Origin of the sequence: Nocardia puris (assembly GCF_036051655.1) — a bacterium.
Classification (GTDB): Bacteria; Actinomycetota; Actinomycetes; order Mycobacteriales; family Mycobacteriaceae; genus Nocardia; species Nocardia puris.
Window position 1 is genome coordinate 3453089 of the sequence record NZ_CP107943.1, and the last position, 22245, is coordinate 3475333.

Annotated in this window: 22 protein-coding genes and 1 pseudogene; 9 read left to right on the forward strand and 14 right to left on the reverse strand. The window is 71.2% G+C overall.

Annotated features, from left to right (window positions below; genetic code table 11):
- Positions 1–58: 58 nt before the first annotated feature.
- From OHB21_RS15800 to OHB21_RS15825, 6 genes are all read left to right on the forward strand, one after another.
- The gene (locus OHB21_RS15800) at positions 59–868 is read left to right on the forward strand and encodes an LOG family protein (protein ID WP_067508449.1); all 810 of its coding nucleotides are present in this window, start codon (positions 59–61) and stop codon (positions 866–868) included.
- On the forward strand, positions 862–1413 hold the full coding sequence (locus OHB21_RS15805) for an LOG family protein (RefSeq protein WP_407675207.1): 552 nt from the start codon (positions 862–864) through the stop codon (positions 1411–1413). The genes OHB21_RS15800 and OHB21_RS15805 overlap by 7 nt, the downstream gene beginning before the upstream one ends.
- 58 nt (positions 1414–1471) lie before the next feature.
- Complete coding sequence (locus OHB21_RS15810; protein ID WP_195124789.1) at positions 1472–3241, forward strand: long-chain-acyl-CoA synthetase; 1770 nt, start codon at positions 1472–1474, stop codon at positions 3239–3241.
- Positions 3242–3438: 197 nt separating this feature from the next.
- Complete coding sequence (folP, locus tag OHB21_RS15815) at positions 3439–4323, forward strand: dihydropteroate synthase (RefSeq protein ID WP_067508456.1); 885 nt, start codon at positions 3439–3441, stop codon at positions 4321–4323.
- Positions 4320–5258, forward strand: a complete 939-nt coding sequence (locus tag OHB21_RS15820; protein WP_195124790.1) for a glucosyl-3-phosphoglycerate synthase — start codon at positions 4320–4322, stop codon at positions 5256–5258. The genes folP and OHB21_RS15820 overlap by 4 nt, the downstream gene beginning before the upstream one ends.
- Positions 5259–5768: 510 nt before the next feature.
- Positions 5769–6836, forward strand: a complete 1068-nt coding sequence (locus tag OHB21_RS15825) for an XdhC family protein (RefSeq protein ID WP_067508461.1) — start codon at positions 5769–5771, stop codon at positions 6834–6836.
- A 301-nt stretch (positions 6837–7137) separates the two neighbouring features.
- Here OHB21_RS15825 and OHB21_RS15830 read toward each other — a convergent pair whose 3' ends face one another.
- From OHB21_RS15830 to sigE, 6 genes are all read right to left on the reverse strand, one after another.
- Entirely contained in the window at positions 7138–7353 is a 216-nt protein-coding gene (locus OHB21_RS15830) for a hypothetical protein (protein ID WP_067508463.1), read from the reverse strand.
- A 227-nt stretch (positions 7354–7580) separates the two neighbouring features.
- Complete coding sequence (locus OHB21_RS15835; RefSeq protein ID WP_067508466.1) at positions 7581–8438, reverse strand: hypothetical protein; 858 nt, start codon at positions 8436–8438, stop codon at positions 7581–7583.
- A 126-nt stretch (positions 8439–8564) separates the two neighbouring features.
- Positions 8565–8981, reverse strand: coding sequence for a Sec-independent protein translocase protein TatB (gene tatB, locus OHB21_RS15840; RefSeq protein ID WP_067508468.1), 417 nt, complete (start codon positions 8979–8981; stop codon positions 8565–8567).
- Between the two features lie 33 nt (positions 8982–9014).
- Positions 9015–10568, reverse strand: a complete 1554-nt coding sequence (locus tag OHB21_RS15845; protein WP_195124791.1) for a S1C family serine protease — start codon at positions 10566–10568, stop codon at positions 9015–9017.
- 10 nt (positions 10569–10578) lie between these two features.
- Complete coding sequence (locus tag OHB21_RS15850) at positions 10579–10998, reverse strand: hypothetical protein (protein ID WP_067508470.1); 420 nt, start codon at positions 10996–10998, stop codon at positions 10579–10581.
- Positions 10999–11053: 55 nt separating this feature from the next.
- Positions 11054–11761, reverse strand: coding sequence for an RNA polymerase sigma factor SigE (gene sigE / locus OHB21_RS15855; RefSeq protein WP_228789042.1), 708 nt, complete (start codon positions 11759–11761; stop codon positions 11054–11056).
- Between the two features lie 274 nt (positions 11762–12035).
- Here sigE and OHB21_RS15860 point away from each other — a divergent pair, with 274 nt between their 5' ends.
- Positions 12036–12668 carry an O-methyltransferase gene (locus OHB21_RS15860; RefSeq protein WP_407675212.1) on the forward strand — a complete coding sequence of 211 codons (633 nt, stop codon included), beginning with the start codon at positions 12036–12038 and terminating at the stop codon, positions 12666–12668.
- Positions 12669–12771: 103 nt separating this feature from the next.
- Complete coding sequence (locus OHB21_RS15865; RefSeq protein WP_067508474.1) at positions 12772–13107, forward strand: hypothetical protein; 336 nt, start codon at positions 12772–12774, stop codon at positions 13105–13107.
- A 3-nt stretch (positions 13108–13110) separates the two neighbouring features.
- On the opposite strand, the gene glgC is transcribed toward OHB21_RS15865, so the two are convergent.
- The gene (gene glgC / locus OHB21_RS15870) at positions 13111–14325 is read right to left on the reverse strand and encodes a glucose-1-phosphate adenylyltransferase (protein WP_067508476.1); all 1215 of its coding nucleotides are present in this window, start codon (positions 14323–14325) and stop codon (positions 13111–13113) included.
- 149 nt (positions 14326–14474) lie between these two features.
- On the opposite strand from glgC, the gene glgA reads away from it, so the two are divergent.
- Complete coding sequence (gene glgA / locus OHB21_RS15875) at positions 14475–15653, forward strand: glycogen synthase (protein WP_067508507.1); 1179 nt, start codon at positions 14475–14477, stop codon at positions 15651–15653.
- 213 nt (positions 15654–15866) lie between these two features.
- On the opposite strand, the gene OHB21_RS15880 is transcribed toward glgA, so the two are convergent.
- From OHB21_RS15880 to OHB21_RS15910, 7 genes and pseudogenes are all read right to left on the reverse strand, one after another.
- Positions 15867–16676 (reverse strand): putative RNA methyltransferase, encoded by an 810-nt coding sequence (locus OHB21_RS15880; protein WP_195124792.1) that lies wholly within the window; start codon positions 16674–16676, stop codon positions 15867–15869.
- Positions 16677–16695: 19 nt separating this feature from the next.
- Complete coding sequence (locus OHB21_RS15885; protein WP_011211259.1) at positions 16696–16863, reverse strand: DUF3117 domain-containing protein; 168 nt, start codon at positions 16861–16863, stop codon at positions 16696–16698.
- Positions 16864–16965: 102 nt separating this feature from the next.
- Positions 16966–17607, reverse strand: a complete 642-nt coding sequence (locus tag OHB21_RS15890; protein ID WP_195124793.1) for a DNA-3-methyladenine glycosylase I — start codon at positions 17605–17607, stop codon at positions 16966–16968.
- Positions 17608–18017: 410 nt separating this feature from the next.
- Positions 18018–18380 (reverse strand): annotated as a pseudogene (locus OHB21_RS15895) (DivIVA domain-containing protein); the annotation flags it as partial.
- Positions 18381–18590: 210 nt separating this feature from the next.
- The gene (locus tag OHB21_RS15900) at positions 18591–19727 is read right to left on the reverse strand and encodes an Mrp/NBP35 family ATP-binding protein (protein ID WP_067513724.1); all 1137 of its coding nucleotides are present in this window, start codon (positions 19725–19727) and stop codon (positions 18591–18593) included.
- A gap of 18 nt (positions 19728–19745) precedes the next feature.
- A complete protein-coding gene (locus OHB21_RS15905) occupies positions 19746–20594 on the reverse strand; it encodes a lytic transglycosylase domain-containing protein (protein ID WP_067513725.1) in 849 nt (282 codons plus the stop codon).
- 153 nt (positions 20595–20747) lie between these two features.
- Positions 20748–22181 carry a lytic transglycosylase domain-containing protein gene (locus tag OHB21_RS15910; RefSeq protein ID WP_113975073.1) on the reverse strand — a complete coding sequence of 478 codons (1434 nt, stop codon included), beginning with the start codon at positions 22179–22181 and terminating at the stop codon, positions 20748–20750.
- Positions 22182–22245 lie beyond the last annotated feature (64 nt).

The following is a 22245-nucleotide window of genomic DNA, read 5'->3' on the forward strand; positions in this document are numbered from 1 at the left end:
GCACAGCGTTCACCGGTCGCACCGCGAGGTGAACCTACGGACCGGTAACGTGGTCCGCATGTCCGCCGACGCCGCCGATCCCGAGGTCTCCAGCAAGCCGAAGTCGACAGCCAAGTTCCGCGGCCCCATCATGTTCCGCCGCGACCGCAGGCCGGGGGTCGGCACCGCCGACCGCAACCTGCTCGACAGCCGCGGCGACAGCGACTGGGTGCACACGGATCCGTGGCGGGTGCTACGGATCCAGGCCGAGTTCGTGGAGGGTTTCGGCGCGCTGGCCGAGGTGCCGCGCGCGGTCACCGTGTTCGGTTCGGCCCGCACGACCGTCGACCACCCGGAGTACCAGGCGGGCATGGCGATCGGCGCGGCGCTGGCCGAAGCGGGATTCGCCGTCATCACCGGCGGCGGCCCCGGCGCGATGGAGGCCGCCAACCGCGGCGCCTGCGAGGTGGGCGGCTATTCGATCGGGCTCGGCATCGAATTGCCGTTCGAGCAGAGCCTCAACGAGTGGGTCGATCTGGGCATCAACTTCCGCTACTTCTTCGTGCGCAAGACGATGTTCGTGAAGTACTCCGAGGCGTTCGTCTGCCTGCCCGGCGGTTTCGGCACCCTCGACGAACTGTTCGAGGCGCTCACCCTGGTGCAGACCCGCAAGATCACGCGGTTCCCGATCATCCTGTTCGGCACCAAATACTGGAGCGGGCTGGTCGACTGGATGCGCGGCTCCCTGGAGGGGTCCGGCAAGATCTCGCACACCGATCTGGACCTCATCCACGTGACCGACCGGGTGGAGGACGTGGTCGACATCATCGCGCGCGCCGCCGCCGAGCGCGCCGATATCGACACCCTCGGTACGGAGGACAAGTGGTGAGCCCGGCGCCCTACTCGGTCTGCGTGTACTGCTCGGCCAGCACCACCGATCCCGACGCGCTCGCGCTCGCGGCCCGGGTGGGCACCGAGATCGCCCGCCGCGGTTGGCAATTGGTGTCGGGCGGCGGACACGTCTCGATGATGGGCGCGGTCGCCACCGCGGTGCGGGCCGGCGGCGCCAACACCATCGGCGTGATCCCGAAACACCTGGTGCACCAGGAAGTCGCCGACGTGGACGCCGACGAACTCGTCGTCACCGACACCATGCGCGAGCGCAAACAGATCATGGAGGACCGCGCCGACGCGTTCCTCACCCTGCCCGGCGGCATCGGCACGCTCGAGGAGTTCTTCGAGACGTGGACCGGCGGGTATCTCGGCCAGCACGGCAAACCCGTGGTCGTGCTGGATCAGGACGGCTTCTACGAGGGGCTCTTCCGCTGGGTGGACGGACTGCGCGACCGCGGGTTCGTCAACGGCCGCGCCTTGGGCCGCATCACCGTGGCCGGCGATCTGCACGGCGCCTTCGAGGCGCTGCGACCGGGCTGACCCGGAGACACCGACGGCACTGGGGGTCAGTGCCGCGCGAAGCTAGGAGACGAAGCGAGTGAGTACCGACAGCCGTTCGACCGTGCGCCTGCGCGATCTGCTCACGGCCCTGCCCGGGATGGCGCTGGACGCGCCGGGCATGTTGCGCAACGCGCCCGGCATGCTGGTGCGCTCGGGGACGAAGGCCTCCATCGGGCTCTTCTTCCAGCGCAACGCGCACCGCCATCCCCACCGCGTTTTCCTGCGGTTCGAAGGACGCGCCTACACCTATGGCGAGGCCAACGCCGAGGTCAACCGGTACGCGGATGTGCTGTCCCAGCGCGGGGTCGGCCGCGGCGACGTGGTGGGCGTGCTCATGACGAACCGGCCCGAGACGATGTTCACGGTGCTGGCCGTCGTGAAGCTCGGTGCGACCGTGGGGCTGTTGAACCACAACCAGCGCGACCAGGTGCTCGCGCACAGCTTCGGCCTGCTCGACAGCGTGCTGAACGTGGTGGGCGACGAATGCGCGCAGGCGCTCAGCTCGCTGCCCGAACCGCTGTCGAACGTGCTGTCCAGCGAGGAACTCGCGGTCGCCGCGCGCACCGCCGACGCCGCCGATCCCGACGTGACCGCGCGGATCGAGGCGGGGGAGCGGGCCTTCCTGATCTTCACCTCCGGCACCACGGGCCTGCCGAAGGCCAGCGTGATGACCCACCAGCGCTGGACCAAGAGCATGTCGGGGCTGGGCGGACTCGGGGTCCGGTTGCGCGGCAACGACACCCTCTACTGCTGCCTGCCGCTGTACCACAACAACGCGCTCACGGTGGCGCTGTCCTCGGTGCTCGCGGGCGGGGCGACCTACGCGCTCGGGCGCAAGTTCTCGGCGTCGGGCTTCTGGGACGAGGTCATCCGTGAGCGCGCCACCGCGTTCATCTACATCGGCGAGCTGTGCCGGTACCTGCTCAACCAGCCGCGGCGGATCACCGACCGGCAGCACAAGGTGCGGTTGATGGTGGGCAACGGCCTGCGTCCGGAACTGTGGGACGACTTCACCAGCCGGTTCGGCGTGCGGCGCGTGGTGGAGTTCTACGGGGCCAGCGAGGCGCCGATCGCGTTCGTCAACGCGTTCGGGGTGAACCGCACGGCCGGATTCGGTCCCCTGCCGTACGCGATCGTCGAGTACGACGACGCCACCGGCAAGGCCAAGCGCGGGCCCGACGGCCGGCTGCGCAAGGTGGGTTCGGGCGGGGTCGGCCTGCTGCTGGCCAAGGTGAACAACCGCCAGCCCTTCGACGGCTACACCGACGCCGACGCCACCGAATCCAAGCTCGTGCGCGACGCGTTCGCCGAGGGCGACGCCTGGTTCGACACCGGTGACCTGGTGCGCGACCAGGGCTGGTGGCACATCGCGTTCGTGGACCGGCTCGGCGACACGTTCCGCTGGAAGGGCGAGAACGTCGCGACCACCGAGGTCGAGGGCGCGATCGGCGCACACGAATCCGTCGAGCAGGCCGTGGTGTTCGGCGTGGACATCCCGGGCACCGACGGCAAGGCGGGCATGGCGGCGATCACCTTGCAGCCCGGCGCCGAGTTCGACGGCCGCGCGCTGGCCGCGAAGGCCTTCGAGCAGTTGCCCGGTTACGCGGTGCCGCTGTTCGTGCGCGTGGTCGACGAACTCGAGCAGACCTCCACATTCAAGAGCCGCAAGGTGGAACTGCGCAAGCAGGGCTACGCGCCGGACGGCGAGACCGCCCTCTACGTGCTGGCCGGGCGGTCCGAGGGCTACGTCCCGGCTTACGACGGGTACGCCGACGACGTGGCGGCGGGCAAGGCCCCCACTGCCTAGCTCGCCGGCGCTACGGACCCTGGCGACCGGTGGCGGACACCTGCCGCCGGTCGCGAAGATCGGACGACCGGCCTGTGCGGGCGATCTCCGGCGAGGTAGCGGCAGTGCGTGAAGACCGGACGCGGGTGGGTGAGCGGCACCCGACCGCCGCGGGCTCCGCACCGGGCGACGGTCACCGGGCCGCTACAGTCGAGGACATGCTCAGCCCGACCGCAGTGCCGCTCCCCACGCTGTGCGGCAAGCCGGTGGCGACGGATCGGGCGCTGGTGATGGCTATCGTGAACCGGACGCCCGACTCGTTCTACGACCGGGGCGCCACCTTCGGCGACGCCGCCGCCATGGACGCGGTGGGCCGCGCGGTGGACGAGGGCGCCGACCTCGTCGATATCGGCGGTGTGAAGGCCGGGCCGGGCGAGACCGTGGACGCGGCCGAGGAGTCGCGGCGCGTGGTGCCGTTCGTCGCGGCCATCCGCGACAAATACCCGGACCTGTTGATCAGCGTCGACACGTGGCGTTCGGAGGTGGCGCGGGCGGCGGTGGCCGAGGGCGCCGACCTGATCAACGACACCTGGGCGGGCGCGGATCCCGGTCTGGTGGGGGTGGCCGCCGAACTCGGCGTCGGCATCGTGTGCAGTCACACCGGCGGCGCGGTGCCGCGCACGCGCCCGCACCGGGTGCGCTACGCCGACGTGGTGCGCGAGGTCACCGACACGGTGGTGCGGGCCGCGGAGAACGCGCGCGCGGCGGGCGTGCGCGAGGACGCGATCCTCATCGACCCGACCCACGATTTCGGCAAGAACACCTATCACGGGCTCGAGTTGTTGCGGGGAATCGACGTTCTCGTAAAAACCGGGTGGCCGGTCTTGATGGCGCTCAGCAACAAGGATTTCATCGGGGAGACTCTTGGTGTCGGTCTTTCCGAACGGTTGGAGGGCACATTGGCAGCGACAGCGTGGTCGGCCGCCGCGGGCGCCCGCGTCTTTCGCGTACACGAGGTCGCCGAAACCCGGCGGGTCGTGGACATGATCGCCGCGATCCAGGGCATCCGGCCCCCCGCACGAACCCTGCGAGGTCTGGTATGACAATCCACCACCGCGAATCCGCTTGGGCCACCACGAACACCTGGGACACCCCCGGCTGGTCGGTCGACGAACTCATCGACGCCAAGGGCGGGCGCACGGTCTCGGTCGTGTTGCCCGCGCTGAACGAGGAACGCACCGTCGCCGACGTGGTGGCCAGCATCCGGCCGCTGCTCGGCACGCTCGTGGACGAACTGGTGGTGCTCGACTCGGGCTCCACCGACGCCACCGCCGAGCGGGCGCGGGCGGCGGGGGCGCGCGTCGTCACCCGGGAGCAGGCCGTGCCCGAACTCGAACCGATGCCCGGTAAGGGCGAGGTGCTGTGGCGGTCGCTGGCGGTCACCGACGGCGATCTGGTGGCGTTCGTGGACTCCGATCTCATCGATCCCGATCCGGCGTTCGTGCCGAAGCTGCTCGGCCCGCTGCTGCTGGTCGATGACATGCACCTGGTGAAGGCGTACTACCGGCGGCCGCTGCGTCAGGGCATGTCCGTCGACGCGCACGGCGGCGGGCGGGTCACCGAACTCGTCGCGCGGCCGCTGCTGGCGGCGTTGCGCCCGCAGCTGTGCTCGGTGCTGCAACCGCTCGGCGGCGAATACGCGGGCACCCGCGAACTGCTCACCTCGGTACCCTTCGCCCCCGGTTACGGCGTGGAGATCGGGCTGCTGCTCGACACCTACGACCGCCTGGGCCTGTCCGCCATCGGCCAGGTCAATCTGGGCGTGCGCACCCACCGCAACCGCCCGCTCGCCGACCTCGGCGTGATGAGCAGGCAGATCCTCGGCACCGTCCTGGGCCGCAGCGGCATCCAGGACTCCGGCGCCGCCCTCACCCAATTCCCCTTGGTGGAAAACGCTTTCACCCCGCACAGCACGGAAGTGTCGCTGGCCGACCGGCCCCCGATGAACACCCTGCGCCCGTCGCGAGTGGCGGCGTAGGGCGAGAGGCGGCGGCGCGGTAGGGGTTCGCGTGATGCCGGGGGAATCCCTGCGCGCGCATCCCGGTCGGCCGATTCGCGACGTGGCCCGCTCGATCGCAGCGGCCGCGGGACGAGAGCGGCACGGCCGGAGCGCGCGGCCCGGTCAGTGGCAGATGCCTCTGTGGGGCAACCCTTCTCGGTCGGGGCGCCACGCGCGCGAGTCGTGCACTCGCCTCAGGTACCGGGGGCGAGGGTGGACCGTTGTCCGAAACCCTGGCCCCGGTCGACATTGCCGAGCATTCGCACGGACCGGCGATCGACTGTGGGTGCGCGGCCGTGTCCGGTGCGGGTATGCGGCGATGGCGCGGCCCGTCGGCAATGATTGCCTATTGATAGCTGACGGATAACGATGCGTGCCGCCGATGGTGGTGGCGTGGCAGATATTCGCAGGACAACTAGCATGGGGGCAACGGCGCCCGGGCGGATCGGTATGGTTGCCGATCCGGTTCGAGGAAGGGCCGGTGGGTTGATGCGGGAAATGGTGGAGCGGCTGATCGGGCTCGTCGCGGCGGGGCCGGTGGCGGTGGCGCGGGTGGTGGACACCACCGGGGCCGGGCCGCGGGAGATCGGGGCCGCGATGATCGTGACGGCATCCGGCGAGGTGTTCGGGTCGCTGTCGGGCGGCTGCGTGGAAGGCGCGGTCGTGGAGACGGCGCGCGCGGTGCTGCGCGACGGGGCAGCGGTGACCGAGCGGTTCGGGTACGCGGCGGCCGACGCGATGGCGGTGGGGCTCACCTGCGGCGGCGAGATCGAGGTGTTCGTGGAGCGCGTCGATGCCGCGCGGCTGCCCGAGTTGTCCGCCGTGCGAGCGGAACTCGCGGCCGGTCGGCCGGTCGCTCTGGCGACCGTGCTCGACTCGGCCGGGGAGTGGAAGGTGTTGCGGCCCGGCGATTCCGGCGCGTGGCGCGGTGTCGAGCGGGATGCGGCGGCGTCGCTGGCGGCCGGGCGCAGCGGGATCGTCGGCACCGAGGAGTGCGCGGCGGGGCGCCCCCGCGTCTTCGTGCAGGTGTGGGCCGCGCCGGCGCGGATGATCCTGGCCGGAGCCAACGAGTTCGTGCGCGCGCTCAGCCGCACCGGTCGTCAGCTGGGCTACCGCGTCACGGTGGTCGACGCCCGCGAAACCTTCGCCACCCCGGCGCGTTTCCCGGCCGCCCACGACGTGGTGGTGGACTGGCCGCACCGCTACCTGGCCGCCGAACACGCCGCGGGGCGGGTCGACGCCGGCACGGTGGTGTGCGTGCTCGCCCACGACCAGAAATTCGACGTCCCCATGCTCGCCGCCGCCCTGGCCCTGCCCGACCTCGCCTTCGTCGGCGCTCTCGGCTCCCGCCGCACCCACGCCGAACGCCTGGCCCGCCTCCGCGAAGAGGGCGTCCCCGAGGCGGCTCTGCGCCGCCTCCGCAGCCCCCTCGGCCTCGACCTCGACGCCCGCACCCCCGAGGAAACCGCCATCTCGATCGCCGCCCAGATCCTCGCCGACCGCAATAACGCCACCGCCCGCCCCCTCATCCACCTCGACGGCCCGATCCACCGCTAGATCCCGCCGCGAAGTTCCATCCGGCGGCCGTGGCCGGCCTCGGCCGCGTTCTTGTCGGCACGCCCCGGTGATCGACTCCTCCTCGGCCTTGCCCTGCGGCGACAACGAACCACGGAATCCGATCCGGTCGGACTCCGCGACAGCGCCTGGCTCCGGCGGGCGGGCAGCCGTCGGCGATCGTAGCGGGGCCACCGCCTGCGCCGACATACGGCAACCAGGCCTGGCGGGTGCCCGCCGAACACGGGACCCAGCCCCTCACCTCGGACGAGGCGGCTCTCGATGACGGCCTTACCGGCCCGCGTCAGCGGTCGGCGGGCTCCTCGATTTCGGCCGACGAAACCTCCGCGTCGTCCTCGTCGGACGGTTCGGGGGCGTCGGATTCGCGCGCCAGGCGAGCCTGGAGGGCTGCGACGGTGAGCTGACCTTCGGGGGAGTTCGAGCGGCGGGTGACGCCGATCAGGACCGCGATGAAAGTCAGCAGGAACACCAGGAGTCCGGCGATCACGAGGACGTTCATCGCGACTCCCCGCAACGGCGGCTCGGGCCGCGGCCGGCGTGTGTGCGTGTCTCGTGTGCCATGAATGCTCACCTACCCGGACGACAGTTACTCGACGGCTATCTAAACATCGACTCGTAAGACGACGATAAGAGGGTGGGGTGACATGCGCCACAGGAAAACCGCCGCGGCTCTATCTGCGTGCGCCCGTGGCGCTTTCGGTGCACCGGCAATCGATCGGCATCCGATCAGCGGCGCGGGCGCGGCCGCAAGGGGCGATGATCGCCGTCGTGGCGGTACACCGGGGTGAGCAGATCCGCGTCGACCGGTTCGCCGCTGGTGCGGTCGTAGCGCACGGCGACCAGCACCGAGAACAGGTGGGTCGCCGCGCGTTCGTGCAGGGTGGCCAGCCGGGTGGCCAGCAGGCGCACCGCCCCCAGTGAACCGGGCGGATGCAGCCCGTCGATCACCAGGCAGGTCCCGCGCCCGTCGGGCCGCGGCAGCCGCGCCAGGTACGCGATGTCGTGCGGTTCCGGCCCCGCGGGCCGGTACACGCGCCGGGCCGCCCGGTCCTCGATGCCGCGCCGCGCGTCGCCCGCCCGAACCACGGTGCGCCGCAAGCGCGGATCGGCGGCCACCAGCTGGCGCAGGTTGGGCGACAGCTCGGGCCCGCCGAGCACGATCAGCCCGTCCCGGTTCAGGTCCACGGGCCGTCCCGGCGCAAAAGTCTCCACCGACACGGCGAACCCGAGTTCGCGCAACAGCTCCACCAACCGCGCCGACGCGCTGGGATCGGGTGCGCCGAGCACCCGCCCGGCCCGCACCTCGGGGGTGAGGATCGTGAGCGACCCGTGCCCGAAGAACAACCCCTCCGGTGCGGGCCCCTGCGTGCTCACCTGGTGGATGCGCGCACGGGAAAGTCCCGCGGCCGCACCGATTCTGGCGAACGTCCACCCCTCGGCGTGGAGCTCCCTGATGACCGCCCTGCGGATCCGCGTGAGTTCGTTGATCGTCTGCTGCGCCGCCGCCACCCCCTCGGTGGCCGCCTTGAGTCTTTCGACTTTGTCCTCGATTGCGAAGACTCGCGCCACGTCATCGGCCGACATGTGCGAAGTCTAGACAGCTGAACAGCATCAGGTGTCTAGAGCCGTTGACATCGCGTACTGCGCGACGGCCCAGTCTGTTTCGGCCTCACCGGGCATTTTCCGACGACGCGCCGGGCGACACACCGGTCAGGTGGCGTCGGAATCGATCGGCGGACGTTCATTGTGCGCCAACGGTTTTTCCAGCTTCGGCTTCGGGTGATCCGGCATTCCGCTGTTGGCGCCGTACAACTCGTCCTTGGTGGGCACCGCCTTCTCGAGGCTGCGCAGCACCGAGTCGTCGCCGTTGAGCAGGTGCTTGGTGACCATCGAGCGCGGCGTCATCCCGCGCAGCTCGTTCAGGTCGGCCAGCGGTTTGCGCAGATCCTCGAACTCCGGGCCGAGCTCGTTCTTCAGCTGGGCGGTGGCGCCGCTGGCGTAGTCGCGGATCTGTCGCAGGCTCTGCGTGGTCCAGCGCACGGCGCCGGGCAACCGCTCCGGCCCGAGGATGACGAGGGCGGCGACGAGCAGGATCATCATCTCGCCCCACCCGATGTTGCTGAACACGAGACCAGGCTACCCGCACTTCGGCGCGAAAGGTCAGTCGGACTCCAACGTCACAGGCACATCCACCTGCCTGCCATCACGGATCAACCGCACGTTCACCGTGTCGCCGATCTCGTGCGACTGCACCGCGACGATCAGCTCGTCCGGACCGGTGACCTCGCGGTCGCCCACCCGCACGATCACATCGCCCTCGACGATGCCCGCCTTGGCGGCGGGACCGCCCGCCACCACATCGGCCACGGCCGCGCCGCTCATCACCTCGTTGGCGACGGTGCGGGTGTTGGCGGCCACGCCGATCATCGGATGGTGCATCACGCCGTCGCGGATCAGGGTCTGCGCCACCTCGGTCATGGTGTCGACCGGGATGGCGAAGCCGAGGCCCACCGAACCGCCGGTCTCGCTGCGGATGGCGGTGTTGATGCCCACCACGCGGCCCTGCATGTCCACCAGCGCGCCACCGGAGTTACCCGGGTTGATGGAGGCGTCGGTCTGCACGGCGTCGATCACCGCGTTGGTGTCGGTGCCTTCGCCGGACAGCTTCACCGGGCGGTGCAGGGCGCTGACGATGCCCGAGGTGACGGTCTTGCTCAGCCCCAGTGGCGAACCGACGGCCAGCACGTCGTCGCCGACCTGGACCTCGTCGGACTTGCCCAGCGTGGCGACCGTGAGGTTCTTGACGTCGACCTTCAGCACCGCGAGGTCGGTCTTGGGATCGCGGCCGACGATCTCGGCGGGCACGCGGCTGCCGTCGGCGAAGGTGAGCCGGATGACGGCGCGGCCGCTGGTGTCCTGCGCGGCCATCGAGATGACGTGGTTATTGGTCACCACGTAGCCCGCGCCGTCGATGACGACGCCGGAACCGGTCGCGCCGTTGTCGCCCACGGTGACCCGGATCGACACCACCGACGGCAGCACCGCGTCGGCGACCTTGGCGATCTGGCCGTGCGGCTGCTCGATGCCCTCGGTCTGCTCCAGGGTGACCTTGCGGGAGGTGAGATTGGTGGTCTGCTCGGCGGTGAGCCGGCCCGCCAAGCCGCCGAGGAGACCGATGCCGAGCGCGATGGCGGCCAGCAGCGCCAGCGCCTTGGGCGCCACGCGAGAACCGAAGAGGACTTCGCGGGCGGTGAGCTTGCGGTACTGCGGCAGCGGCTGCGGTTCGGGCGTGGGGATCGCGGGCGCGCCCAGACGGGCGGCGGCGTGCGGATCGCGCCACGGATCGGCGGGCGCGGCGGTGGCCGGGGCCGAACCCGCGGCGCCGGGATCGCGCTGCAACAGCTCGTCGGAGCCCTCGGGGCGGCCGAACGCCTCGGCCAGCACCGCGTCGGGCGGACGGGCCTGCGGCAGATCCGGCACCGCGGGCGCGGCGGGCGTCGCGGCGCGGGGTGCGAACGACCCGCTCTGGCCGGACGGCCTGCGGAACGTGTGCGCGGTGTGGTTGTCGATGTGGGGACGTACCACCGGGCGGGGGCCGAGCACGGGCGCGTCCGGCGGCCTCAGGGTCCCCCTGTCGGCCGCCGAATCGGGGGTGTCGCCCTCGGTGGGCCGCCCGTCCGGCACGGGTCCGGTGTTCCTCGCTTCGGTGGTCACGCGGAAAACTCTACTTGCGCCACCACGCTGCCCACCGGGTCGCGGTGCGCGAATCCGGCAGAAAACCGAAAACAGCCTCGTTGCGGGTGTTTCCGCCGACGCCGCGCCCCTCGGTGGTGCCGCCGGGCAGTTCGGCGAGCGGGATGCGGGTCAGGCTGTCGTGCAGCCCGCGCGGGATGGAGATCGGGCCCGACTGGCGCAGCGCGATGCGCGCCTGCTGCTGGGCGTCCACCTCGGCCGCGCACTCCGGGCAGACCGAGATGTGCTGGGCGGCGCGCAGATACGCGTTCATGCGCAGTTCGCCGTCCACGTAGGCGACGACCGCCTCGCTGGCCAGGTGCTCGGTCGGCGCGAACCGGGGCGTGCGGCCCTGCGTTCGCCGGTCCGCCCCGTGCGGCGGATGACCGAACGTACTGGACTCGCCACTCATGCGGTGCTCACCCTTCCGACGACGTGCTCTGATCCGGGCGACGCCTTCCGGCCGATCACCCGATGTTCGCGTCAGCGGCGAACCGCTGGTGTGTTCCATTATGCGCAAGGTGCTCGCGCAGTGCCTGACGCCCGCGGTGGATGCGGCTGCGCACGGTGCCCAGCTTCACGCCGAGCGTGGCGCCGATCTCCTCGTAGGACAGGCCCTCGATGTCACACAGCACGACCGCGGCGCGGAACTCCGGCGCCAGGGCGTCGAGGGCGGATTGCAGGTCGGGATCGAGCCTGGCGTCGTGGTAGACCTGCTCGGGGCCGGGTCCCTCGGCGGGCACCCGGTCGTAGTCCTCGGGCAGCGCTTCCATGCGGATGCGGTTGCGGCGGCGGACCATGTCCAGGAACAGGTTGGTCGTGATGCGGTGCAGCCAGCCCTCGAAGGTGCCCGGCTGGTAGTTCGACAGCGACCGGAACACCCGGATGAACGTCTCCTGGGTGAGGTCCTCGGCGTCCTGCGCGTCGCCGGAGAGGCGGTAGGCCAGCCGGTAGACGCGGTCGGCGTGCTCGCGGACCAGCTCGTCCCAGGAGGGCATGACCGACCGGTCGCCGGTCGCGTCGAAGGCCGCGGTGCCGGTGAGGTCGGCGGGATCGATGTCGGCGTCCTCGGGCGCGACGATCTGCTCGGGCAGCGTGGCGTACTCGGGTGGCAGGGCGGGCGACGCCTTGGCGACCTCGGAGCGCCCCTGCGCCGCGAACGAACCTGTGACCATGTGGATGGGGCTACCTCCTGCTAAGGACCGTAGAACTCGGGGCGGCACGCGGGTCCGGGTCACGGACCCTCGCGTACGAGATACAACCGACTACCTGTATGTCGTTGTTCCCGAGCCCCGTGTGACACGGTCGGCTGGTCTGGTGCCTTCACTCTTTCCTGTCCTGATATGGCCCGGATATGGAGATCCTGAGGGACACCTGAGAAAACCGATCCGCGCGGAAAGCGCGTTGTCGGGACGCCGCTGAGAGCCGCACCGCATTAGCCTCATACCCGTGGCATCGAACCTGGAGCGAAATCTCTCCTACGTGGAGGAATCCGTCGTGGAGGACGAGATCCTCGTCAGCGCGCGCGAGCGCGCCACCGAATTGGGTGCGGCACCCGTACCGCCGTCGGTCGGTGCGCTGCTGAGCATGTACGCCCAGCTGCTGGGCGCGCGGGCGGTCGTCGAGGTCGGCACCGGCGCGGGCATCAGCGGCCTGTGGCTGCTCGACGGCATGCGCGAGGACGGCACGCTGACCACCATCGATTCCGAACCGGAGCATCAGCGGGCGGCCAAGGAGGCATTCCGGGCCGCCGATATCCCGCCCGCCCGCACCAGGCTCATCAACGGTCGCGCCCTGGACGTGCTGCCCCGCCTCGCCGACGGCGCCTACGACTTGGTCTTCATCGATGCCGCGCCGCTCGAGCACCCCGAATACGTGGAACAGGGTGTGCGGCTGTTGCGCGAGGGCGGCGCGATCGTGCTGCACAACGCGCTGCTGGGCGGGCGGGTGCCCGATCCGGCGCAGCGCGATCCGGCCACCCAGTCGGTCCGCGCGGCCACGCGGGCGATCGCCGAACATCCCGAACTCACCAGCGTGCTGATCCCGGTGGGCGACGGGCTGCTGTGCGCGTCGCGCGGGTAGCCGCGCGGGTGCACACTCGTGGCGGTGACGGCGCGGTCACCCGCAACGCGCACAGATAGACCGCCGCGCCGGGAGGCGTGGCATTCCGCACGAAGGATCGTCAGTGAAGCGACAGCAGCGAATCCGGCGCGCCCACCCGAGCCCACGCCCGTCCGGCGGCCGCTACGACACCGTGGGGTCTTTCCGCGACGACGCCGATGTGTTCGGATGGTCCGGGGCGGAAGGGCAGCAGCCGATGTTCAGGAACGACGACGATCAGCAGCGCAACCGGCCGGAGGACTGGGCTGGCGCGGCCGTCGTGTTCGGGATCCTGCTGGTGATCGCCGTGGTGCTGGCCGCGCTGGTCTCCACCGCCGATTTCGGTGACGAGGCGCCCTCGCCCGGGGTGACCCGCACACCGGGCCCGTGCGAGCCGTTCTGCATCGCGCCGCAGCCCTGACGGCTACACCCACACACCCTTGCCGACGGTCACCACACCGCCGTTGCTGACGGCGAAGCGATCGCGGTCGCGCTCGAGGTCCACGCCGATGATCTCGCCCTCGCCCACCACCACGTTCTTGTCCAGAATCGCGTGCCGCACCACCGCGCCGCGCCCGATCCGCACGCCCGGCATGAGGACGCAGCCCTCCACGGTGGCGCCGTCGTCGACCATCACGTTGGAGCTGAGCACCGAGGTGCGCACCGTGGCCGCCGACAGGATGCTGCCCGCCCCGACGATGCACTCCTGGGCCAGCCCGCCCTGGGCGAACTTGGCGGGCGGCAGGTTCTCGGCCGCGCCGCGGATGGGCCAGTGCTTGTTGTAGAGGTTGAACACCGGGTGCACCGAGACCAGGTCCATGTGCGCGTCGTAGAACGCGTCGATGGTGCCCACGTCGCGCCAGTAGCCGCGGTCGCGTTCGGTGGCGCCGGGCACCTCGTTGTCGGCGAAGTCGTAGACGCCCGCCTCGCCCGCCGCGACCAGCGCGGGGATGATGTCGCCGCCCATGTCGTGGTCGGAGTCGGAGTTGTCGGCGTCGGCGCGGATCGAGTCCACCAGCACCTTGGTGGTGAACACGTAGTTGCCCATCGAGGCGAAGGTGACATTGGGGTCGTCGGGGGTGCCCGGCGGGTGCGCCGGCTTCTCCAGGAACTGGGTGATGCGCCCGGACTCGTCGGAATCGATGCAGCCGAACGCGCTCGCCTCGCTGCGCGGCACCCGGATGCCCGCCACCGTGACGCCCGCGCCGGACTCGATGTGGTGCGCCAGCATCTGCTCGGGGTCCATCCGGTACACGTGGTCGGCGCCGAACACCACGATGTAGTCGGGGTCCTCGTCGTAGATCAGGTTCAGCGACTGCATGATCGCGTCGGCGCTGCCCGTGTACCAGCGCGGGCCGAGCCGCTGCTGCGCGGGCACCGGCGTGATGTACTCGCCGCCGAACCCGGACAGCCGCCAGGTCTGGGAGATGTGGCGGTCCAGCGAATGCGACTTGTACTGGGTGAGCACGCACAGCCGCAGGAAGCCCGCGTTGACCAGGTTGCTCAGCACGAAGTCGATGAGCCGGTACGCACCCCCGAACGGGACCGCGGGCTTGGCCCGGTCGGCGGTGAGCGGGAACAGGCGCTTGCCCTCGCCACCGGCGAGCACGATCCCTAATACGTGCGGCTGGCTCCTCACAGTCCACAAACTACCGTGAAGTGCGGGCGCGGGTGGCCCCTGCGCAGTCGAGCGTCTACTTTGAACCGGTGAGTTTCGGCACGGACGGCGGGCGCTCGACGGCGGTTTCCGGCGAGACGGGGCAGCTCGGCGACCTGTTACGCGTCGCGATGCTGACCCGCGAATATCCCCCTGAGGTGTACGGGGGCGCCGGCGTGCACGTCACGCAGCTGACCGCCGAGCTGCGCAGGCTGTGCGAGGTGACGGTGCACTGCATGGGCGCCGAGCGCGCGGATGCCGTGGTGCACCAACCCGATCCGTCGCTGTACGCCGCCAACGCCGCGTTGCAGATGATGTCCACCCAGTTGCGGATGGCCGACGCCGTCGGCGAGGTGGATGTGGTGCATTCGCATACCTGGTACACCGGCCTCGCCGGACATCTGGCGGCCACGCTCTACGGCGTCCCGCACATACTCACCGCGCATTCGCTGGAGCCGCGACGGCCGTGGAAGGCGGAGCAGCTGGGCGGCGGCTATCGGCTCTCGTCGTGGTCGGAACGCAACGCTATGGAGCACGCCGACGCCGTCATCGCGGTCAGTGAAGGCATGCGCCGGGACGTGCTCGACGCCTATCCCGCGATCGACCCCGCCCGGGTGCACGTGGTGCACAACGGGATCGACGCCACGCTGTGGCAGCCCGGGCCCGCCGAGCCCGGCTCCCGGCACATACTCGACGAGCTGGGCGTGCGCACCGACCAACCCATCGCCGCGTTCGTCGGGCGTATCACGCGGCAGAAGGGCGTGGGGCACCTCCTCGCCGCCGCACGCGATTTCGCGCCCGACATCCAACTGGTGCTGTGCGCGGGCGCGCCCGACACCGAGGAGCTCGCCGAAGAGACCGCGGCCGCCGTCGAGGAGCTGCGCGCCCGCCGTGGCAACGTGTTCTGGGTGCGCGAGATGCTGCCCACCGAGCAGATCCGCCAGATCCTCGCCGCCGCCACCGTTTTCGTCTGCCCGTCGGTCTACGAGCCGCTCGGCATCGTCAACCTGGAGGCGATGGCCTGCGCCACCGCCGTGGTGGCCTCCGACGTGGGCGGCATCCCCGAGGTGGTCGTCGACGGCGACACCGGACGGCTGGTGCACTACGACCCGGGCGCCGTCGAGAAGTACGAACGCGATCTGGCCGACGCGGTGAACGAGGTCGCCGGCGATCCGATCCGCGCGGCGGAGTTCGGCGCGGCCGGGCGGGCCCGCGCCATCGCGGAATTCGACTGGTCCCGGATCGCGGAACGCACCGTCGAGGTGTACCGGCACGCGCGCGCCGAGCGGGTGGGTCAGCCGGGGCAGTAGCCAGGTCGCGGCCGGGTGGACGTGCGGGGGCCGGGAGGCGTGCGGGGGCCTGGAGGTCAGCCGCCGCGTACGCCTCGCGCCCAGCCGGCGCCTGTCGGGCCGGGTACCAGCCGTTGAGTACGCGCCGCGCCAGCCGGTGACGGATGGTGCCGGATGCGCGGCGCGCGTGCAGGTGCCGGGGCGAACCCCGGTCAGGGCGGCGGCGAGCCCCGCTCAGACCGGGCGGTAGGTCGTCACGACCACCGACGCGGTGACCTCCACCCGGTCGGGGAGTGCGGCCAGGCGGGCCGCGCGCTCGTCCGTGCCGTGGTGCGCCGACGGCCCCATGCCGACCACCGCCGCGACCGCCGCGCGGCCCAGCTTCATCGGGTACTCGACCACCGTGCGGTCGCCGGGCGCGAAGTGTCCCGCCATGGTCTCGGCGAGGCGGCGGTCCTTGTCGGGGTCCACGCCGACCATGCCCAGGTGCTCGACCAGTTCGCCGAGATGACGGTCGGTGGGCGCGGCGACCACGAACCGTCCGTCCGCGCCGAGCACCCGCGCCACCTCCGACGGGTTGCGCGGCGCGAACACCGAGAGCACACCACCGAGCACGCCGTCGCGGACCGGCAGCCCGCGCCAGGCGTCGGCCAGCACCGCGGCGGCGCGCGGATGCGAGCGAGCACAGCGGCGCGCGGCGGGTTTGGCCACGTCCAGCGCGATACCGCGCGCCTCGGGCGCGGCGTCCAGCGCGGCGGCCAGGTAGTAGCCTGTGCCCGCGCCGACCTCGAGCAGGGGCGCGTGCCCGCCGACGGCGGCGGCCACCGCATCGGCGATCGGCGCGAAATGTCCTTCGCTCTGGAAGGCGGCGCGGGCGTCGAGCATGGCGGCGGAATCGCCGGTCATCTTGGTCGACGCACCCGTCAGCAGGCTGACGTAGCCCTGCTTGGCCAGGTCGAAACTGTGGCCGCGGCCGCAGCGCAGCGCCCGGTCGGCCACCTCGAGGCCGAGGTGGCACTCCGGGCAGGCCAGCAGGCCGGCCACCTCGGCGAGTGTCGTGGGACTAGCTGGTGACACTCTTCAGTTCGTCACCGAGCGCCGCCGCCTCATCCGGCGTGAGCTCTACGACCAGACGCCCGCCACCCTCGAGTGGAACCCGCATCACGATTCCACGCCCTTCTTTGGTTGCCTCGAGGGGACCGTCCCCGGTGCGGGGCTTCATGGCCGCCATCCTCTGCTCCCTCCAGATCTGCGCGGTCTTCTGCGCACTTTCTTGGAACTACAGTTGTCACCAACCAGGCAGCTCGCCGGTATTCGGCGAGCTACACCGGTCCTATTCTTCCCTATCGCCGATGTGGACGGATACCTGAGTTCGAAATGTGACCGCCGGGTCGGTATCGCCGGGGTCGCCGCCCACCCAGCAGTCCGCGAGGTGGTCGTCGACCATTCCCGTGGCCTGCATCAGCGCGTACGCCGTGGTGGGTCCCACGAAACGAAAGCCTTGTTTCTTCAATTGTTTTGCCAGAGCGACGGATTCGGGCGTGGTGGCGGGGACGTCGGCGAGGGTGCGCGGGCGCGGGCGCGGCGGCGGCGCGAACGACCAGATCAGCCGGTCCAGCCCGTCGGGCAGGGCGAGTGCGGCGCGCGCGTTGGTGATGGCCGCCTCGATTTTCGCGCGATTGCGGACGATGCCCGCGTCGGCCATCAGGCGCGCCACGTCGTCGTCGCCGAAGCCTGCCACGCGCTCGATCGAGAAGCCGGCGAACGCGGCGCGGAACGCCGGGCGCTTGCGCAGAATGGTGATCCACGCCAGTCCGGATTGGAATGCCTCGAGGCAGACCCGTTCGAACAAGGCGTCGTCGCCGTGGACGGGCTTGCCCCACTCGCGGTCGTGATAGGCGCGGTAGAGATCGGACCCGTCCGCCCACTCACAGCGCACGCGTCCGTCGGGCGGCTGGGTGAAGTCGTCGCTCATGACGGGCCGGAGGTCCGGTGCGGCCGCGAGCCCTCGGCCGGCTCGGACGCGAGGTTGAACGGGATGCCCCACCTGTCGGAGGACGGTGTCGCGCCGGGCTGCGCGGCGGGGGCGGCCGGCTCGTCGCGGCTGAGCGGGGTGCCCCAGCCGGTGGTGGTCTGCTCGGACGATCCGGCGGTGTCGCCACCGCTCGCTGCCGGGCTGGTCGGTGTGCCGCCAGCCGGTGTGGTCTGCTGGTCGTAGCCGGAGGTGGCCGGTTCGCCGGTGGCACTCCAGGCCGTGGGATATCGGTACCCGGTCGCTGTGCTCGAGGCACCGTTGTCGGGGGTGGTTCCCGGGCCCGTCGCGGTGCCGCCCGGTGCCTCCGGAGTCCACGTCTGCCCGGCCGTGCCGTTGAAGCCCACGTCGTCCTTGGCGAGCTCGGGTGTGGACGCCGTACCGCCGGTCCGGGATTCGGAGTCGCGGCCCGTCGCCGGACGCGGGGCGGGCACGGAGCGCGCCTGCGCGAGTTCGATCTGCAACTCGTCGATGCGGGCGGCCAGCCGGGCCAGCGCCCAGTCCACCTCGGCCGCCTTGTACCCGCGCACCACCTGCTGGAACCGCAGCGCGCGCACATCGGCGCCGGTGATCCCCTCGGCGGGCAGCACGGTGGCCGTCGTGCCCTCCGGCAACGGGCCCAGTTCCTCACCCCGTCCGAAGATCGCGCTCGCGACGAAGAACAGCGCCGCGGCCACCAGCCCGACGAACACCACGTACATCAGCAGCGTGAGCATGCCCCGAGCTTATTTGGCCGCGCCGACACCCGGGACGGGCGCACCCTTCTACCGCGCGCCCCCGCTGCCGAACGGGTTCTCCAGCACCGAGCACCGCAGCACCAATTCACCGCCCGGCGATCGCGACCGGACCGGCCGGGAGCTCGCCGGGGCAGACCCCTCCAGCGGCGATCGCGACTGCCCCGGTCGAGAGCCCGCCGGCGCGGACCCCTACAGGTGGCGGGTGGTATCGATGCCCAGCGACATGCCCGCGAGTCCGCGGCGGCGGACGGCGAGTTTGTCGGCGACGGAGAGCAGGGCCTTGGCCGAGGCGCTGTCGGGGTCGCGCAGTACGATCGGGGTGCCTTCGTCGCCCGCCTCGCGCAGCGCCTGCTCGATCGGGATCTGGCCCAGCAGCGGCACATTCGCGCCGACCGCGCGGGTGAGGCTGTCGGCCACGGTCTGGCCACCGCCCGAGCCGTAGAGGTCCATGCGGGTGCCGTCGGGCAGGTCCAGCCACGACATGTTCTCCACCACGCCGACGATCCGCTGCCGCGTCTGCAGGGCGATCGACCCGGCCCGCTCGGCCACCTCGGCGGCGGCCAGCTGCGGTGTGGTGACCACCAGGATCTCGGCGTTGGGGATCAGCTGGGCCAGCGAGATGGCCACGTCGCCGGTGCCGGGCGGCAGGTCGAGCAGCAGCACGTCCAGATCGCCCCAGAACACGTCCACCAGGAACTGCTGCAGCGCGCGGTGCAGCATCGGGCCGCGCCACACCACGGGCGTGTTGCCCTGGGTGAACATGGCGATGGAGATGACCTTCACGTCGTGTGAGACGGGCGGCAGGATCATCCGCTCCACCTGCGTGGGCCGCGCGTCGGTGCCGAGCATGCGCGGCACCGAGTGGCCGTAGATATCGGCGTCGAGCACGCCGACCGACAGGCCGCGCGCCGCCATCGCCGCCGCCAGGTTGACGGTCACGCTGGACTTGCCGACGCCGCCCTTGCCCGACGCGACCGCGTACACGCGGGTGAGCGATCCGGGCTGAGCGAACGGGATCACCGGCTCGGCCGAATCGCCGCGCAACTGCTTGCGCAGTTCGGTGCGCTGCTCGTCGTTCATCACGTCGAGGTCGACCGAGATGGCACCCACACCCGGCACATCGGCCACCGCTTTGGTGACCCGCTGGATGATCTCGGTGCGCAACGGGCACCCGGCCGTCGTCAGGTACACCTCGACGTGGACGTTGCTCTCGGCATCGATCCCGATGCTCTTCACCATGCCGAGTTCGGTGATCGGTTTACGGATCTCCGGATCGTCGACCTTCGCGAGCGCGCCCCGCACGTCCGTTTCCGTTACCACTGGCATATCCGAATTTTACGGGCTTCAGATACGGGGGAGCTCCGCGGGCTTGGGTGCGACCCCCGTGCCGTAGGAGTTGGCCCAGGCCATGACGTTGGCGACGTAGGCCATCGAGTTGTTGTAGCGCAGGATCGCGCGGGAGCGCTGGGACAGATCCCGCATGTCCAGATTGCCGTCGCAGAGGTACTTTCCGGCCGTCAGCGCGGCGTCGTAGAGGTTCTGCGGGTCGGCGATGCCGTCGCCGTTGCCGTCGGCGGCGTATCGCGTCCAGGTCTCGGGCAGGAACTGCATGGGGCCCACGGCGCGGTCGTAGCCGCCGAGCCCGTCGAGGGCACCGCCGTCGCTGTCGTGGATGACCGCGTTGCCCGCCAGCGAGCCGTCCAGGACGGGACCGTAGACGGGGTCGAGCGGATTGCCCTCGGCATCGGCCTTGCCGCCGAAGACGTGCGTGGACTCGACGCGGCCGATGCCGGCCAGCAGGGTCCACTCCATGTTGCAGACCGGGTTCTGCGCGGCGAGCAACTGCTCGGCGTTCTGGTACGCCGCCACCGCGACGCCAGGGATGCCGCCCGGCCCGGCGGGGAGTTCGGCCTTCGCCCGATCAGTGGGCAGCGCAACGGTTTTCACGACCGGCTTGGCCGCGACGCCCTGTGCGGCCATCGCGTGTTCGACGTAACCGTCGTCGGTGACCTCCGCGGCGCCGAGGGCGCCGAGGAGACCGCCCTCCTCGGCGACCTCCTGGACGGCGGTGTGGCCGGAATTCAGATCGGATGCCGCGGCGCAGGCCACGAATCCGGTGGGAACCAATCCTGTCAGTGCGAGAACGGAGCCGCGTTTGACGGTGGCAGGCGATTGCTTGCGGTGACGCCCCACGGTGTGGTGACCCTCCTCCAATAGCGCTGAGGCTCTGCGTTCCGCGAAGTGTCCGTGCGCGGGGAGCGCTGGGTCACCTTCGTGGACGAAGGAGAGATTACCGTATTCGAGACGTTTTTGTTACTACTTCGTGATCTGGATTGAGGTTTGGTCTCAGCCCTGCGGCGGAGCGGGCGGGCCGGGCGGCAGCGGGATCACGATTCCGAACGGCAGGGTGATGCCCGGGGCCGGCGGCGGGGGCGGCGGGACGTCCTGCGGAGCCTCGGCCGGGCCGGGCTCGGGGGTCTTGGTGACCTCGGGCGCGGGCGGCGCGGCGGGTGCCGGTTCCTGGGCCTGCTGCGGACCGGGCTGACCCGGTTCGGGCGCGGGCGCGCACGCGGGGTTCGGCTCCGGGGCGTTCGCCGGATCGCCCTGCGCGCCGAACTCCTGCTCGGTGCCGACCGGCTTGCCGTCCGGACCGAGGGGCCGCGCGGGCTCGCCGGGCTGCGGCATCGGCGCCGGAACCACCACGGGCTCACAGGGATTCGGCGGCGGGGGTGGCGGCGGGCAGAAGATGCCGCACGGGATCGGCGGCAGGCCGGGAATGGTGATCATCACCTGGGTCGGGGTCTGCTGCGGCGGCACCACGTAGGTGGTCGAGGGCAGCGCGTCGGCGGGCGAGGTGGGCGCGCCGGGCACCGTGGTGCCGACGGCCTGCATGTCCGGGCCCGCCTGGATGGGTGCCGAGCCGGGCGGGATGAGATCGGGCGAGATGGTCACCTGGCTGGGCGACCCGCCGGTGCGGTAGGCGGCCGACCAGCTGAGCACGTCGGCGGCGTAGGACATCGAGTTGTTGTAGCGCAATACCGAGCGCAGTTCCTGCGCCGGATCGCGCAGGTCGAGCCCGCCCGAGCAGAGGTACTTGCCCGCGGCCAGCGCGGAGTCGAAGACGTTGTGCGGATCGGCCACGCCGTCGCCGTTGCCGTCGGCGGCGTAGAGGCTCCAGGTGCCGGGCAGGAACTGCATGGGCCCGATCGCCCGCACGTAACCGCCGTCGGCCGCCTTGATGATTTCGTTGCCGGGCAGCGTGCCGTCGAGCGCCGGGCCGAAGATCGGCGTGACGGTGGTGCCCGCCGCGTCGGTGCGCCCGCTGCCCGCGTGCCCGGACTCGATGCGGCCGATGCCGGCGAGCAGGTTCCAGGTGAGCCCGCAGCCCGGCTGCGAGGACTGCATGGCGAGTTCGGCGTTGCGGTAGGCGGCGAGCACGACCTCGGGGATGCCGAGTGCCCCGCCGGTGTTGGGCAGCGAGATCTCCCGCAGCGGCACGGTGCCCGCGAACGGCGGCAGACCGTCGGCCGTCGGGTTCATAGCTCGCAGTTTGCGGGGGGAGTCAGGGGTGACCGGGAGCAGTCCCACTGTCCGGGACAATGCGGCGTCCCCGTCGGCGGCGGCCTCCTCGCCGGTGCCGTTCGGCCGGGCGGACGCGGCGAGCAACGCCTCCGGCGCGGCGGGGGGCTCACTGGTGGTCGCGTGCTGGGCGGCCGAGCCCGAGGCGACGAGACCAGCGACGACGAGGGCCGACATGGTTATCGGGGCGGATACTCGCATTCGGCCACACCAATCCTTCAACGTCACGGGAGCGTGTCGACAGGGGGCGGCTGGGACGGGCGTC

Coding starts and splice junctions, on each gene's coding strand:
- OHB21_RS15800 (WP_067508449.1), top strand. CDS start 59: ATGTCCGCCGACGCCGCCGATCCCGAGGTCTCCAGCAAGCCGAAGTCG.
- folP (WP_067508456.1), top strand. CDS start 3,439: ATGCTCAGCCCGACCGCAGTGCCGCTCCCCACGCTGTGCGGCAAGCCG.
- OHB21_RS15820 (WP_195124790.1), top strand. CDS start 4,320: ATGACAATCCACCACCGCGAATCCGCTTGGGCCACCACGAACACCTGG.
- OHB21_RS15825 (WP_067508461.1), top strand. CDS start 5,769: ATGCGGGAAATGGTGGAGCGGCTGATCGGGCTCGTCGCGGCGGGGCCG.
- OHB21_RS15830 (WP_067508463.1), bottom strand. CDS start 7,353: ATGAACGTCCTCGTGATCGCCGGACTCCTGGTGTTCCTGCTGACTTTC.
- OHB21_RS15835 (WP_067508466.1), bottom strand. CDS start 8,438: ATGTCGGCCGATGACGTGGCGCGAGTCTTCGCAATCGAGGACAAAGTC.
- OHB21_RS15850 (WP_067508470.1), bottom strand. CDS start 10,998: ATGAGTGGCGAGTCCAGTACGTTCGGTCATCCGCCGCACGGGGCGGAC.
- sigE (WP_228789042.1), bottom strand. CDS start 11,761: ATGGTCACAGGTTCGTTCGCGGCGCAGGGGCGCTCCGAGGTCGCCAAG.
- glgA (WP_067508507.1), top strand. CDS start 14,475: ATGCTGACCCGCGAATATCCCCCTGAGGTGTACGGGGGCGCCGGCGTG.
- OHB21_RS15885 (WP_011211259.1), bottom strand. CDS start 16,863: ATGGCGGCCATGAAGCCCCGCACCGGGGACGGTCCCCTCGAGGCAACC.
- OHB21_RS15890 (WP_195124793.1), bottom strand. CDS start 17,607: ATGAGCGACGACTTCACCCAGCCGCCCGACGGACGCGTGCGCTGTGAG.
- OHB21_RS15900 (WP_067513724.1), bottom strand. CDS start 19,727: ATGCCAGTGGTAACGGAAACGGACGTGCGGGGCGCGCTCGCGAAGGTC.
- OHB21_RS15910 (WP_113975073.1), bottom strand. CDS start 22,181: ATGCGAGTATCCGCCCCGATAACCATGTCGGCCCTCGTCGTCGCTGGT.